General features: G+C 69.9%; 11 protein-coding genes. 3 read left to right on the top strand and 8 right to left on the bottom strand.

The window, feature by feature from the left end; genetic code table 11:
- Window positions 1–6 precede the first annotated feature (6 nt).
- The 8 genes from PKE84_RS04990 to PKE84_RS04955 form a co-directional block, all read right to left on the bottom strand.
- On the bottom strand, window positions 7–849 hold the full coding sequence (locus tag PKE84_RS04990; RefSeq protein WP_271176112.1) for a helix-turn-helix transcriptional regulator: 843 nt from the start codon (window positions 847–849) through the stop codon (window positions 7–9).
- An 82-nt stretch (window positions 850–931) separates the two neighbouring features.
- Window positions 932–1,780 (bottom strand): siderophore-interacting protein, encoded by an 849-nt coding sequence (locus PKE84_RS04985; protein ID WP_271176111.1) that lies wholly within the window; start codon window positions 1,778–1,780, stop codon window positions 932–934.
- On the bottom strand, window positions 1,777–2,589 hold the full coding sequence (locus PKE84_RS04980; RefSeq protein WP_271176110.1) for an energy-coupling factor transporter transmembrane component T family protein: 813 nt from the start codon (window positions 2,587–2,589) through the stop codon (window positions 1,777–1,779). The genes PKE84_RS04985 and PKE84_RS04980 overlap by 4 nt, the downstream gene beginning before the upstream one ends.
- Complete coding sequence (locus PKE84_RS04975; RefSeq protein ID WP_271176109.1) at window positions 2,586–4,328, bottom strand: ABC transporter ATP-binding protein; 1,743 nt, start codon at window positions 4,326–4,328, stop codon at window positions 2,586–2,588. The genes PKE84_RS04980 and PKE84_RS04975 overlap by 4 nt, the downstream gene beginning before the upstream one ends.
- Window positions 4,325–4,948 (bottom strand): ECF transporter S component, encoded by a 624-nt coding sequence (locus tag PKE84_RS04970; protein WP_271176108.1) that lies wholly within the window; start codon window positions 4,946–4,948, stop codon window positions 4,325–4,327. Before PKE84_RS04970 ends, PKE84_RS04975 begins: the two co-directional genes overlap by 4 nt.
- 132 nt (window positions 4,949–5,080) lie before the next feature.
- Complete coding sequence (locus PKE84_RS04965) at window positions 5,081–5,944, bottom strand: DMT family transporter (protein WP_271176107.1); 864 nt, start codon at window positions 5,942–5,944, stop codon at window positions 5,081–5,083.
- A complete protein-coding gene (locus PKE84_RS04960; RefSeq protein ID WP_271176106.1) occupies window positions 5,941–6,507 on the bottom strand; it encodes a dihydrofolate reductase family protein in 567 nt (188 codons plus the stop codon). Before PKE84_RS04960 ends, PKE84_RS04965 begins: the two co-directional genes overlap by 4 nt.
- A 73-nt stretch (window positions 6,508–6,580) precedes the next feature.
- Window positions 6,581–7,720 carry a threonine aldolase family protein gene (locus PKE84_RS04955; protein ID WP_271176105.1) on the bottom strand — a complete coding sequence of 380 codons (1,140 nt, stop codon included), beginning with the start codon at window positions 7,718–7,720 and terminating at the stop codon, window positions 6,581–6,583.
- 255 nt (window positions 7,721–7,975) lie between these two features.
- On the opposite strand from PKE84_RS04955, the gene PKE84_RS04950 reads away from it, so the two are divergent.
- The 3 genes from PKE84_RS04950 to recQ all read left to right on the top strand — a co-directional run bounded on the left by PKE84_RS04950 (window position 7,976) and on the right by recQ (window position 15,097).
- Entirely contained in the window at window positions 7,976–11,977 is a 4,002-nt protein-coding gene (locus tag PKE84_RS04950) for an ExeM/NucH family extracellular endonuclease (RefSeq protein ID WP_271176104.1), read from the top strand.
- A gap of 313 nt (window positions 11,978–12,290) precedes the next feature.
- Entirely contained in the window at window positions 12,291–12,878 is a 588-nt protein-coding gene (locus PKE84_RS04945; RefSeq protein ID WP_271176103.1) for a PIN domain-containing protein, read from the top strand.
- A 197-nt stretch (window positions 12,879–13,075) separates the two neighbouring features.
- Window positions 13,076–15,097 carry a DNA helicase RecQ gene (recQ, locus tag PKE84_RS04940; protein WP_271176102.1) on the top strand — a complete coding sequence of 674 codons (2,022 nt, stop codon included), beginning with the start codon at window positions 13,076–13,078 and terminating at the stop codon, window positions 15,095–15,097.
- The last annotated feature ends 61 nt before the right edge of the window (window positions 15,098–15,158 follow it).

Below are 15,158 nucleotides of genomic sequence, written 5' to 3'. Positions count from 1 at the left end.
ACAGATTCAGTGCGCGGCGAGGCGCTGGCGGCCGATCACCGAGAGCAGCTGCAGTTTGTCGGCGTCGGGACTGCCGGGCTTGGCCGTGAAGACGAGGAGCGCCTGACCTTGATCCGGGTCCTGAAGCACCTGGCAGTCGAGCTCGATCATCCCGACCTCCGGGTTCAGGATGCGCTTCGACGGCGGTCGGCGCAGCCCGATCCGGTGCTCGTTCCAGACCGGCGCGAAGTCGTCGGTCTCGGCCAGCAGTGCGTTCACGATCGCCTCCGCACGACCCCCGCTGCCCTCCTTCGAGTAGGCGGCGCGCAGGTCGGCCGTGAAGAGCCGGGCGTGCATGGGGTGGTCGTCTTCCGGGTAGATCGCGCGCGCATCCGGATCGGTGAACCAGCGGTAGACCATGCTCCTGGCCATGCCGGTGTGCCGCGTCTCGTCACCGAGGAGCGCGACGGCCGGCGGCGTCTGCAGCAGCGTCTCGCCGAGACCGGACATGACCTGCGCGGGCGTGTCTTGCAGGCGGTCGAGGATGCGCAGCATCCCGGGGCTCACGTGGTCACTGCGCAGCGCCCTGGCCGGCGCGTTGTGCCCGGCAAGGCGGAAGAGGTGATCCCGTTCGTCGCTGGTCAGATGCAGTCCGCGAGCGATGGCGGCGACCATCTGCTGCGACGGCTGCGGGCCGCGCTCCTGCTCGAGTCGCGTGTAGTAGTCGGCCGACATGCCGCTGAGCGCCGCGACCTCCTCACGGCGCAGGCCGGAGGTGCGGCGCCGGGGCCCGCGGGTCAGGCCGACGTCCTCCGGCTGCAGCGCCTCGCGCCGGGTGCGCAGGAAATCCGCCAGCTGTGCTCGATCCATCTCTCCAGTCTCGCCAGGGTTGCCGCGGCGTACAAGGGACCGGTGATCCCCCTCACCCCGACCTCACCTGACTCGAGGGAGGTCAGATGCGCCAGTATCCGCAGAACGTGATGCACGACTTCGGCACGCCGCGCGCGACCAGCGCTCGCCGCAGGCCCGTCACGAGCGCCTGCTCACCGACGACCCACGCGTACACGCCATCGGGCGGGAGCGGCGCCGCGGCCGACGCCGCCAGTGCAAGCGTTCCGGGCACGGCATCCGTGCCCTCCCGGCTGAGCCAGCGCACCTCCACCCCCGGCGGTACGTCGAGCACGCGCCGATCGGCGTCGGAGCCGAGTTCGATCACGATGGTGCCGGTGATGTCGGGCGGCAGCTCGCGCGCGATGCCGACGATGGCGGGCAGTCCGGTCTCGTCGGAGGCGATGAGCACGTGCCGGGTGCCGAGCGGAGGATTCCACGTCACTCCCTGATCGAGCAGACCGACCGGATGTCCGGCCTGCGCCCCGAGCGCCCACTCGGACGCCACGCCGTACGGCGACATGCTCGGCGCCGTGCTGCTCGGGTGCTCGCCGCTGGCCGGCCCTCCCGGTGACTCGTGGATGACGAAGTCGACGTCGAGCTCGCAAACGTCGGGACGGAACGCGAGCACGGTGTAGTTGCGCACGTACGGGCGTTCGTGCTGCGGGATGCGCAGCACCTCGGGCCACCAGCGTGCGTCGGCCGCGGATGGCAGCGTCGGCTCGCGCTCCGCGTCGTGCGGCAGGAACAGCCGGAACCACTGGTCGCGGCCCATCGCCTCGAAATGCGCGAGGTCGTCGCCGCCCAGCGTGACGCGAATGAAGTCGGCACTGACCCGCTCGGTGCGCACGACCCGGAGGCGCAGGAGCTTCTGCACCCGCGGCAGGATGGCGTCCGGTTGCTGACGGCTCACGCGGTCACCGCCGCCCCGAGCGCGAAGATGCCGGCCGACACGACCCAGAAGAGCACCACGAAGACCGTGTCGCGCATGCGCCAGGGCGTCGGATACCGCTCGGTGCGGGTCGGATGCGCGCCGAACGCGCGCGACTCCATCGCCAGCGACATCCGCTCCGCGTGCCGGATGGACGACGCGAGCAGCGGCACCACGGCGGCGAACGCCCGGCTCACGGCCGCGACCGGTCCGCGACCCCCCGCCACACCGCGCACCCGCTGCGCCTGCCGGATGAGCGCGAGTTCGGTGCCGAACCGCGGGATGAACCGGTAGGCGGCGATCGCGGTGTACCCGATGCGATAGGGGACGCGCAGCTGCTGCACGAGCGAGCGGGCGAGGTCGGGGCCGGTCGTGGTGAGGCCGCCGATCAGGGCGAGGACCACCAGCGAGCCGAGGCGGAGCGACGTGGCCAGCCCGACCGCGAAGGCACCGGCGGTGTACGCGAAGTCGCCGATCATGAACAGGATGCGCTGGTCGGCGAGACGCGACGCATCGGTCCAGAAGCCGAAGCTGAGGGCCATCAGCAGGATGAGCGCCGGCAGCACGACCAGCAGGCCGATCACGATGCCCGCCCGCAGGCGTGCGCCGATCAGGATGACCACCACTCCGAGCACGACGAACAGCAGGGGAGTCACGACATCTCGGGTGAACAGCAGCACCGCCATCGCCGGGAGCACGGCGGCCACCTTGGCGAGCGGGTTCAGGTGGTGCAGGAAATGGGCGGGCGCGATCGGCGCGGCGCCGTACGGGTCGGTGCTGAGGAGGCTCATGCCGACACCGCCGCGCCCGGCAGGTCGGCGAGGCGTGTGATCGAGCGCCACTGCGGATGCGCGCGCAGCGCGGAGAACGTGCGCGCCAGCGGCGGGACGCGCAGCCCGGTGCTCTCCAGCAGCGGGGCGTCCGCGAGCACCGCGGACGTCCGGCCGAAGCTGCGCAACCGGCCGTCGGCGAGCACGGCGACGTGGCTGGCGAACTCGGCGACGAGCTGCAGGTCGTGGGTGACGATGATGACGGTCGTGCCGGCGGAGTTCAGCGCGGCGAGCATCCCGAGCAGCTCGGTCGCCCTAGCGCGATCCTGTCCGAAGGTGGGCTCATCGAGCACGAGCACGGGTGCCCCGGCGATGAGGGCGGTGCCGACGGAGAGTCGTCGCTTCTGCCCACCCGACAGGAGGAACGGGTGCGCGTCGCCGACGCCCGAGAGGCCGAGGGTCGCGAGCATCCGGTTCACGCGGTCGTCGATCTGCGCCGCGGGCACGCGACGTCGGCGCAGCCCGAAGGCGAGCTCGTCGGTGACGGTGTCGGCCACGAACTGATGCTCGGGGTTCTGGAAGACGAAGCCGACGGCTTCGCCGAGGTCGGCCGCCCGCGCTCGAGCCGGGTCGAGGCCGCCCACCTCGATCGTGCCCCGCGGCGGGCGGATGACACCTGCGATCGCCTGCACGAGCGTGGTCTTGCCGGCGCCGTTCGCTCCGACGATCGCCACGAAGTCGCCGCTCGCGATGTCGAGGGAGACGTCGTGGAGCACGGTCCTCCGGCCCCGTGTCAGGGTCAGGTTCCGCACGCGCACGGCCGGAGGCGGTGGGGGCTCCGGCGTGCTCGGCAGCGCGGGCAGTGAGGGCAGCGCAGGCAGCGCGGGCAGCGTGTCGAGACGGTCGAGCGCGTCGGTGAGCTCGACCGGGGTGAGCGGCAGCGGATCGATCACGACGCCGGCGTCGCGCAGCCGCAGGGCGGCGAGGGTGGCGGCGGGCAGCCAGACACCGAGCGCGAGGAGCTCCGGCGCACGCTCTCGCAGCACGGTCTGGGCTGGACCGACCGTCACGAGCCGTCCGGCGCCGTCGAGCACGGCGACCGTGTCGACCAGCTCGATCGCGGCATCGAGGTTGTGCTCCACCAGCACGATGCTGTGACGGCCGTCCGCGACGAGCGAGCGCAGCACGTCGTAGACCTCCTCGACGCCGGCCGGATCCAGGTTGGCGGTCGGTTCGTCGAGAACGAGTACGGGAACGTCGAGCGCAAGAGCGCAGGCGATCGCGAGTCGCTGCTTCGCGCCGCCGGACAGGATGTCGGGGTTGTCACCGCGACGTTCCCACAGGCCGACCGCACGCAGAGCGAGTTCGGCCCGCGCCGTCACCTCCGCCGCTTCGACCAGCAGGTTCTCGGGGCCGAAGCACACCTCGTCGAGCACCGTCGCCGTCACCAACTGGGCGTCCGGGTCCTGGAAGACCATTCCGACCCGCTGCGCGAGCTCGGCGACCCGCGCATCCGCCGTCGCGACGCCGCCGACCACCACGCTGCCCTCCATCGTCGCCGGAACGGCGTGCGGCACCAGGCCGTTGAGCGCCAGCGCCAGTGTCGATTTTCCGCAGCCGCTCGGTCCGAGGACCAGCAGCACCTCACCCGCGGCGAGCTCGAAGCTCACGCCATCCGGGGTCCAGTCCTCGCCGCCCTCGTGGCGGATGCGCACACCGCGGGCCGCGAGCGCCGGCGGCCGATCGGTGGGGGTGGTCAACGGGTGGAGGTGCCCGCGCCGGAGTCGGCGTTGGTGGGGGCATCCGAGTCGGTGCTGCGGGGCTGCCGTGTACGCACGATCGGCAGCTGCAGGCCACGCCCGGCTCCGGTGCGGTCGAGTCCGGCGGCGACGGCGCGGCCCACCCAGGTGAAGAAGACCGGGCTCAGCACGAACAGCCCGATGTGCAGAACCTGCACCCAGGGCTGGCTCTGCTCCGCCCCCTGCGCGAGGTAGACACCGATGCCGAAGATGAGTCCTGCGATCGTGACGGCGACGTAGAACAGCCAGGCGCGCCAGTAGCGGTAGCGCGTGATCGCGAACGGGATCTCCTGCAGCAGGCCGATCGACCCGGCGGCCATCACGGCGGCGAAACCGATGGGCTGGAACGGCACGGAGACCAGCCCGGCGATGACCGAGGTGATGAGGGCGACACCGCCGCGCCGCAACAGAGCCTGGGCGATCACTCCCGGCAGGAAGTACACGCCGATGACCGCGCCGTAGAACATCGGGGCGGCAGCCGCCAGGGTGCCGGAGACGTAAGCGCTGATCGAGAACACGATGCCGCCTGCCACCCCGATGGCGGCGCAGGTGAGCAGGAGGCGGGTGCTGGTGTTCTTCATGGGCCTTTTCGCGTCGGACGACGGGCGTTACCACCTCAGCGTAAGCGAGGTTAGGTAACCCTTACAAGCGGATGCGGGGATCTGCGGTCTCTGCACAGGAGGCACGCCCGCTATGGAGGGGATGCGCCCGCGCTACGCGATGGCGAGCATTCCCGCGGCCGAGACGGCCAGCGCCAGGCCGACCCGCTGCACCGGCGCGACGCGCTCTTTGAGCACGATGGCCGCGAGCAGGATCGTGCCCGCCGGGTAGAGCGCCGTGAGCACCGACATGACGGTCAGATCGCCCAGGCGGATGCCCACCAGCAGCAGGATGTTCGCCGCCGTGTCGACGAGGCCGCACGCCACCGCGAGCATCAGCCCGGGACGCCATCCGGGAGTCTGGCTCGTGGTGCCGCGCCTCCGCGCGACGAACGCGAGCACGCCGACGACGGCGAACATGATCGCCCCGTTGACGCCGCGGTTGAACACCAGCGGCACCAGCCCCGAGTCGTCGGGCGTCTGATCGATGATGATGAGGAACGCGCCGATCATCGCGCCCGACCCGATCGCCATCAGGATGCCGCGCAGGCTCGGCCGCACAGCCCCCTTCTCCGGCACGAAACCCACGAGCACGACGGCGACCAGGGCGATCCCGATCGCCACATATCCGCTCGGCTCGAACGTCTCGCCGCCGAGCAGCCCCCAGGTGGTCGGAACGATGGCCGAGATCAGCGCGGTCAGCGGTGACAGGATGCTCATCGGCCCGATCGCGAGGCAGGCGTAGAGCAGCGAGATGGCGATCGCGCCGGTCACGCCCGAGAGAACGCCCCAGCCGATGGCGGCGGCCGACCAGACGCCCCCGAAGAACGGCAGCGCCACCAGCAGTGCCGCCAGCCCGGTCACGGCGCCGATCGCGGTCACCCGCAGGGGACTGATGCGCCGGGACGCCAGGCCGCCCAGAAAGTCGGCAGACCCGTACACCAGGGCTCCGAGGAGCCCGAGAACCGCGGTGATCATGCGGTGCGGTTGAAGAGGTAGCGGTGCAGCACCGCGCCGCTGTCGAACTCCTCGAGCTGGGCGAGCCGGAGCTCGGCCTTGGCCCGGTCGTCGGGGAACATCCGGAGCCCGCCGCCGACGATCACGGGATAGACGAGAAGGCGGAGTTCGTCGACCAGTCCCCAGACCAGCAGGGATTTCGCCAGCGTGGCGCTGCCGGCGACGAGCATCGGGCCGCCGTCGCCCGCCTTGAGGTCGCCGATCGCCGCCCGCACATCGCCTTCGACGCGCGTCGCGTTCCAGCCGAGCGGTTCCGTCGACGCGGTGACGACGTGCTTGGGCATCCGGTTCATCTTGTCGGCGAACGTGCCCTCGCGTTCCGGCCACGCCTCGACGAACTGCTCGTACGTCTTGCGGCCGAGCAGCAGGGACTCGGCCTCGAGCACCTCCCGCAGCTTGAACTCGCGGAGCTCGGGAGTGCTGAACGGCATGGTCCAGCCGGAGTGCGGATGCGTGGGCTCGCCGCCGGGCGCCTCGACGACTCCGTCGAGCGTCATGAACTCCGTGACGATCAAGCGACGCATGCGCTGAGCGTAGCAGCGTGGGCGGCTGCGGGTACGGGCGATCCTGTCTGCGTGCCGCGATGGGCCGGATGCCTCAGGGAGCGCTGAGGTCTGCCGCCCGCTGCAGGACACTGCGGCCGGCACGTTCGACGTCCTCGGCGGTCCAGCTCAGTGCGGCATCGCGCACCGTGACCTCGGCGACCGCCCGGCCGTCGTCGTCCGGCCACCAGCCGTGCACCCATCGTTCGCCCACCGCCTCGAGGTGCTCGAGTACGGCACGGTTGAGCGCGTCGGGCGGCAGGTCGGCATACACCCAGAACTCGCAGATGTGCGGCGGGTTCGGCGTCACGGTGAGGTGCGGGAGTGACGAGAGCCCCTCGGCGATCACGGCAGCCTGCCGAGCCCACACGGGCATCCGGTCGAGGCGGCCATCCAGCCCGTCGAGCGCCGCGACGATCGCCGGGAACTGCTGGAAGAGGTCGCCGCCATAGCGCGTCCGCCAGACGCGCGCCTCCTCGACGGCGTCGGCGTCGCTCGCCACCAGCGCGCCCGAGAGGCCGCCGACCCCCTTGTACATCGACACGTAGACCGATGACGCCAGTGCCGCGATCTCTGCGGCGGATCGTGCGAAGTGGTGCTGGGACTCCCAGAGCCGCGCGCCGTCGACGTGCACAGGAACCGAGCGCTCACGCGCGACGGCGGCGAAGCGTTCGTACTCCTCCCAGGTGGGGAGGACGTAGCCGAGCTCCTGCATCGGAAGTTCGACGACAGCGGCCGCGAGCGGTCCAGGTGTCTCGGCGAGGTCGTCCGCCGTCGGCTGTCGCGGGTCGGTCGTGAGGAGCACCGGCTCGAGACCGCTCAGAGCGGTGAACGCTCCTTCTTCGTTGACCTGGGTGTGATGCAGGGGATGCACGGCGACCCTGGACGTGCCGGCTCGCGCTGCCCACACGCGCAGCATCGCCTGCTGGGCGATGGTCCCGGACGGGAACCACAGCGCGGCCGGCTTGCCCAGGAGCCCTGCCACCCGGCTCTCCAGTCGCTCCACGATGCCGCCGCCGTAGGTGTCCACCGGTTCGCCGGTGGACGCGTTCGGCGAGGCGGCGAGAGCAGCGAGGCGCTCCGCGAGGGCGGACGGACGCTCGTTGGAGAGCAACCTGGTCGCTGAGCGGGACGCGTGCCACAGGCGCTGTCGTGGCGACTGCTCACTCGAGGCATCCCGGTCGGCGTCCGTCACGAGCGTCACGATACGCCCCAGGTGTCCACCAACTTAAGAGCACACGACATTTTCGAGACGCCCTGGCGTGCCCGTCGGAGGTAGACCTATAGTTTCACCCGTGCGCCCCCGAAAGGGGGCCATGCCGGGCAGGCGCAACGGCGCGCCCCCCGGTTTTCCGCGTGCCGCCCACACATTGATTCGTGAAGGGGATTTCCGACAATGCTGCAACGCTCCACTACATCCACGCCTCCGGGCGGAACGCGGGAGGCGGCCGTGGCCGCACCGCGCCGCCGCCGCCGACTCGCGGCGGGCCTCGCCATCGCGACGGCCGCCGCGCTCGGGTTCGGCGCCATCACGGCGTCGCCCGCGCTCGCCGCGACCCCGACCAACACGATCGCCGAGGTGCAGGGAGCCGGCGACGTCAGCCCCCTGAACGGCTCGACGGTCACGGTGCAGGGCGTCGTCACGGCGGACCACCGCGTCGGCGGATACAAGGGCATCTTCATCCAGACCCAGGGCAGCGGCGGAGCGACGGATGCGACCCCCGGTGTCTCCGACGGCGTGTTCGTGTTCCTCAACACGGCCAATCCCGGAGTCGCCATCGGCGACCTGGTGACCGTCACCGGAAAGGTGAGCGAATACTTCGGGCAGACCCAGATCACGGCGTCGGCCGCGGGTGCGGTCGAACTCGTGACCGCTGGCGTGGGAGTCCCGGCAGCGACGCCGTTGCCCGACACCGTTCGCGGTACCGACCGTGAACAGTTCGAGAGCATGCTCGTCGAGCCGACCGGCACGTACAAGGTCGCATCGAGCCACCAGCTCTACAACTACGGCACGCTCTGGCTGTCGGCCGGCGACGCCCCGTTGGTGAAGAGTACGGAGACCGAGCGGCCGGGAGCCGCGGCCGACGCGATCGCGAAGGCCAACCTGGCCGACCGCATCCTGCTCGACGACGGCTACAACATCCAGATCTCGAACAAGGACCACCCCGGCGACCAGCCCTACTTCACCAAGAACACGGTGGTGCGCAACGGCGACACCGTCGACTTCCCGGCGAAGCCGTACGTGCTGAACTACGGCTTCGACGACTGGCGCCTGCAGCCGACCACGCCGATCAACGACGCGAGCCCCGCCGCCGCCAAGCCGACCTTCGAGTCGACCAACCCGCGCCCGGATGCCGCCCCGACCGTCGGCGGCGACTTCGCGGTCGCCTCCTTCAACGTCGAGAACTACTTCACCACGCTGCAGAGCGAGAACGCGCTCGCCCGCGGCGCGAAGACGGCGGAGCAGTTCCAGCTGCAGAAGTCCAAAGAGGTCGCGGCGATCAACGCGCTCGGAGCCAACATCGTGACGCTGGAGGAGATCGAGAACTCGATTCACTTCGGCAAGCCGGTCGACTCCGCCCTCGCCGACCTGGTCTCCGGGCTCAACGCGGCCGCCGGTTCGGACGTCTGGGCCTACGTGCCGACACCGGCCGCGCTCGCCGGCGCCGTCGACACCACAGACGTGATCACCACGGCCATCATCTACAAGAAGGCAGCGGTCAGCCGCGTGGGAGACAGCACGACCGTCATCGATGAGTCGGTGTGGGGCAACGCCCGCGAGCCGATCGCGCAGACGTTCAAGGCGGGCGCCAAGACGCTGACGGTCGTCGTGAACCACCTCAAGTCCAAGAGCGGCGACGGCACCGAGCCGGCCGACGGGCAGGGCCAGTTCAACGCCGACCGCGTCGCGCAGGCCAAGAGCGTGCTCGGTCTCGTCGGGCAGCTGGAGCAGTCGAGCGGCAGCAAGAACGTGCTGCTCCTCGGTGACTTCAACGCCTACACGAAGGAAGACCCGATCGACGTCTTCACGTCGGCCGGACTCGTCGACCTCGTCTCGGCCAAGGCGAAGGGCCACTACACCTACAGCTTCAACGGTGAGGTCGGCTCGCTCGACCACGCTCTCGCGACTCCCGAGCTCGCGGCCAGCGTCGCCGGCGCCGGGGTGTGGGACATCAACGCTCCGGAGTGGTCCGACCGCGGTTACGCGTTCGGCGCGGCCGAGGCAGGAACCCCGTTCCGGGCGAGCGACCACAACCCGATCAAGGTCGGGATCACCGAGAAGGATGCTCCGGTCGCGGTCGATCTGCTCACCATCAACGACTTCCACGGTCGTCTCGAGGCGAGCGGGGCATCCGGAGGCGCTGCCGTGCTGGCGGGCGCGGTGAACCAGTTCCGGGCGAAGAACCCGAACACGCTGTTCGTGTCGGGCGGCGACAATATCGGCGCCTCGACCTTCACCTCGTTCATCCAGAAGGACAAGCCGACCCTCGACGCCCTCAACGCGATGAAGCTCGACGTGAGCGCGCTCGGCAACCACGAGTTCGATCAGGGCGTCGCGGACATCACGGGCCGGGTCATCCCAGCCGCGAAGTTCCCGTACCTGGCGGCGAACGTCTTCAACAAGGGCACGAACACGCCCACGTTCGACCAGTACGCGGTGAAGACGGTCGACGGCATCCGGATCGGTTTCATCGGAGCCGTCACGAACGAGCTGCCATCCCTGGTCACCCCTGCCGGCATCGCCGGAGTCGACGTGCGCGATGTGACCGCTTCGGTGAACGCCGTTGCCACGCAGCTGCGCGACGGTGACCCGTCCAACGGCGAGGCGGACGTGACCGTTCTGCTGGTGCACGAGGGGGCGGCCACTCCGGCGCTCGCCGACTCCACCAACGACTCGGCCTTCGGAAAGATCGTCACCGGCGCCAACGCGGACATCGACGCGATCGTGTCGGCCCACACGCACCAGGCGTACACGCACGAGGTGGCGATTCCGGGCACCGACCGCACGCGTCCGGTGATCCAGGCGGGGCAGTACGGCGAGAAGCTCGGCCACATCGCGCTGAGCATCGACCCGCAGACGAAGAAGATCGCCTCGTTCTCGAGCGAGCTCCTCCCGCTGAACGACGCCGCGGGCAAGCCGCTCTATCCGGCCGACCCCGCCGTCGCAGCGATCGTCGCGGATGCGGTGGCCGTCGCCAAGCAGCTCGGTTCGGTTTCGGTGGGAAAGATCACCGGCGACTTCAACCGTGCACACCAGACCGACGGCTCGGAGAACCGCGGCGGCGAGTCGACGCTCGGCAACTTCGTGGCCGATGTGCAGCTCTGGGCGGCGAAAGACGCCGGCGCCGAGATCGCGCTGATGAACCCGGGCGGCCTCCGCGCCGACCTGAAGTTCGCCTCGAGCGGGGCGGGCGACCCGGACGGCAACGTCACCTACCAGGAAGCCGCGTCGGTGCAGCCGTTCGCGAACACCCTGGTCACGGAGACGCTCACCGGAGCGCAGCTCAAGCAGGTGCTCGAGGAGCAGTGGCAGCCGGCCGCCGCCAGTCGCCCGTTCCTCAAGCTCGGCGTCTCGAAGGGTCTGACGTACACATACGACCCGTCGGCCGCAGCCGGCTCGCGCATCACGCACGTGTTCCTGAACGGAACCGAGGTGACGGACGCGGACACCCACACGGTGGTCGTGAACTCGTTCCTCTCGTCGGGCGGTGACAACTTCACCACTCTGGGCGCCGGTACGAACAAGAAGGACTCGGGCAAGATCGACCTGCAGTCGATGGTCGACTACTTCACGGCGAACCCCACCGCCTCGCCCGACACGGCGCAGCGTGCGGTGGGCGTGAAGCTCGCGGCTCCGGCATCCGGATCGGCCTACCGGCCGGGTGAGACGGTCTCGGTCGGGCTGTCGTCGCTGCTGTTCAGCGACACCGCCACCCAGCCCGGTTCGGTGTCGCTGTCGATCGGGGATGCTGTGGTCGGCACCGCGAGCATCGACCCGGCCATCGTGGACACCACCGACGAGGTCGGCAGGGCGACCGCGTCGATCACGATCCCGTCCGGGATCTCGGGGACGCAGTCCCTGACGATCGCGGTTCCCGGGACCGACACGAAGGTGAGCGTTCCGATCGAGGTGGCCGCGGTGACCCCGCCGGTCAAGGTCTCGAGCCTCACCCTCGGCTGGGCGAACACGGTGCTGGGCAGCCACAACACGACGCTGCGCTACACGGTGAACGTGAAGGCCGGCAAGGGCGTCGAAGCCACCGGAGCCGTTGTGGTCTTCGACGGCTCGAAGGCGATCGCCACGATCACCCTGAAGCCGGGCGACGGCGGCAAGGCGACGGTCACGCTGCCCAAGCTGAAGGCGGGCGTTCACCTGCTGACGGCGGTCTACGGCGGATCGGACGCGGTGAAGTCGTCGTCGTCGCTGCCGTTCCCGGTGCTGCTCTGGTAGCGCTCTGATAGCGCTGCCGTCGTAGCGGTGCGATGACGCGAGGGGGCCCGGGCCGGGGGATGGTCCGGGCCCCTCGTTCCGTGCGCCCATGTTCGCCACTCGATCCCTACCGAACGCGGACGATCGCGCCTACGTGGGGCGGCCGCGTGGCTAGGGTGACGGCATGCGGATCGGGGTATACATCGACGGCTACAACCTGTACTACGGAGCGCGGAGTCATTGCGGGACGTCGACTCCGGGTTGGCGATGGTTGGACGTTCGCGAGCTGGTGAGGCCCTACGCGGCATGGTCGGGGTCGACTCTGCATCGAATCGTGTACTGCACCGCACGGGTCGACGCCATCGACAGCCCCAGTGCGAGCACAGACCAGAACATCTACCTTCGCGCGCTGCTCGAGTCGGGTGCGGTCGATGTGATCTCAGAGGGTCGCTATGTCTCTTGGGCGAAGGAAGCACCGCTGGTGAGGGAACCCGGCGGAGCCTACGGTCCGAGCCTGTACGTCGACGCGGGCGAGAGCTGGGATTCGAAGCTCCCTCTTCGTCGAGGCAGGGACAAGGCCACGGCCGATCCGATCATTCTGGCCACCGTGCGGAAACGGGAAGAGAAGGGATCCGACGTGAACGTCGCGTCTCACCTGCTTTTCGACGTCTTGAGCGGCGGGGTCGACGCGGCCATCGTCATCTCGAACGACTCCGACCTCGAGCTTCCTCTGCGTCTCGCCCGCCAACGGGTCCCCGTCGGCACCGTCAATCCGTCGACGAACCCGACGGCGGGCGCGCTCAAGGGGACCCCGGTCGAAGGAGCAGGGCGGCACTGGTGGAAGCGACTCGAGGTGGGTGATTTTCGCAGGAGCCAGCTGGCGGATCCCGTCGGAAAGTATCGAAAGCCCGCGGGATGGTAAAAAAAGACCCGCCCTCACGTGGAGGAGCGGGTTGGTGATGTCAGATTACACGAGCCGGATCAGGTTCAGGCTCCTTTCCGACCCTTCTCAGTAGCATTCGGTACCGAGTCCGAACTGCACAGCCGTCAGGCTGACGGTGTTCTGCACAGTTCGGGGACGCGCCGCTGAGGGTCGGTCGTGATCGTTACGATCGAGGGATGAGCTGGAACGCGGAACTGCCTTGGGAGCCCGACGAGCGCGATGCGCCGCCGCCCGATGACGAACCGCCGTTTCCCGACCTCCCCGACGACCCGTACCTCGGTGGCGCCGTCGATTTCGGCGACTCCGCTGCGCCCGGTGGTGCCGTCCCGGCCGCTCGCGCGGCGCGGCCCGCTGCCGCCGTGCCCGTCGTCCGCGCCGCAGCGCCCCGGTTCGCCAGCCCGGCGGAGGCGCTTCACACGGTGTTCGGCTACTCCGACTTCCGCGGCCAGCAGGCGGAGATCATCGACCAGCTCGTGGGCGGCGGCGACGCGGTCGTGCTCATGCCCACGGGCGGCGGAAAGAGCCTCTGCTACCAGATCCCGTCGCTGGTGCGCGAGGGCACCGGTGTCGTCGTCTCGCCGCTCATCGCGCTCATGCAAGATCAGGTGGATGCGCTGACGGCGGTCGGCGTGCGCGCCGCGTTCCTCAACTCCACGCAAGATTCGGCAGAGCGGTCTCGGGTCGAGCGCGCCTATCTCGAAGGCGAGCTCGACATCCTGTACGTCGCGCCCGAGCGCCTGTCGTCCGAGGCGACCAAGCGGTTCCTCGCCCGCGGCACCATCGCGTTGTTCGCCATCGACGAGGCGCACTGCGTGTCCCAATGGGGCCACGACTTCCGCCCCGACTACCTCGCGCTGTCGGAGCTGGCCGATCGCTGGCCCGACGTGCCCCGCATCGCCCTGACGGCGACGGCGACCGAGGCGACGCATCGCGAGATCACCACGCGGTTGCAGCTCGAGGGTGCGGCGCAGTTCGTCGCCGACTTCGACCGGCCGAACATCCAGTACCGCATCGTGCCCAAGTCGGAGGTGCGCAAGCAGCTGCACGACTTCATCTCGACCGAGCATCCCGATGACGCGGGCATCGTCTACGGCCTCTCGCGCAACACCGTCGAGCGCACGGCCGAGTTCCTCCGGGCACGGGGCCTGAACGCTCTGCCGTACCACGCCGGTCTCGATGCGGCCACGCGCGCGGCGACGCAGTCACGGTTCCTGCGCGAGGACGGTGTCATCGTCGTCGCGACCATCGCGTTCGGAATGGGCATCGACAAGCCCGACGTGCGCTTCGTGGCGCACATCGATCTGCCCAAGTCGGTCGAGGGGTACTACCAGGAGACGGGTCGCGCCGGTCGCGACGGTCTGCCGTCGACGGCCTGGCTCGCCTATGGGCTCAACGACGTCGTTCAGCAGCGCCGCATGATCGACGACTCACCAGGCGATCTGGCGCACCGCCGCCGTATGACACAGCACCTGGACGCGATGCTCGCGCTCTGCGAGACGGTCCAGTGCCGCCGGGTGAATCTCCTCAACTACTTCGGGCAGCGCGCAGAGCCGTGCGGCAACTGCGACACCTGTCTGTCTCCGCCCGAGAGCTGGGACGGCACCGTGCCGGCGCAGAAGCTGCTCTCGACCGTGGTGCGGCTGCAGCGGGAGCGCAATCAGCGCTTCGGTGCCGGGCATCTCATCGATATCCTGCGCGGCAAGCGCACTCCGCGCGTCGAGCAGTACGGACACGACGCGCTCGCCACCTGGGGCATCGGAGCCGATATCAGCGAGAGCCAGTGGCGCGGCGTGGTGCGCCAGGTCATCGCCCAGGAGCTGCTCAAACCGGAGGGCGAGTACGGGGTGCTCGCGATCACGCCCGAAAGTGCAGCCGTGCTCGCCGGTGAGCGCGTGGTCACGCTGCGCCGCGAGCCGGAGCGTCCCGAGCGCGCGTCGCGTTCGTCGCGGTCCGCGTCGGCCGCGGCCGACCTCGCGCCCGCCGATCAGCCGCTGTTCGAAGCGCTGCGAGCGTGGCGGTCCGAAGCGGCGCGCTCGCAGGGGGTCCCCGCGTACATCGTGTTCGGCGACGCCACCCTGCGTGCGATCGCGTCGGCCCGGCCCGGAACGCTCAGCGACCTCGACGGCATCACGGGCATCGGCGCCAAGAAGCGCGACGCCTACGGCGAGGCCCTCCTCGGCGTCGTGGCCGCCGCCTGACCCATCTCTTTCTCTTTCGTTGAGGGGCGGCAAACTCGCATAAACACGCCGACAGAGGCTG

It is taken from the genome of Leifsonia poae (assembly GCF_027921845.1).
Taxonomy (GTDB): Bacteria; Actinomycetota; Actinomycetes; order Actinomycetales; family Microbacteriaceae; genus Leifsonia; species Leifsonia poae.
Note: the sequence above shows the minus strand (reverse complement) of the source record. Positions and strands in the feature narration are given on the sequence as shown.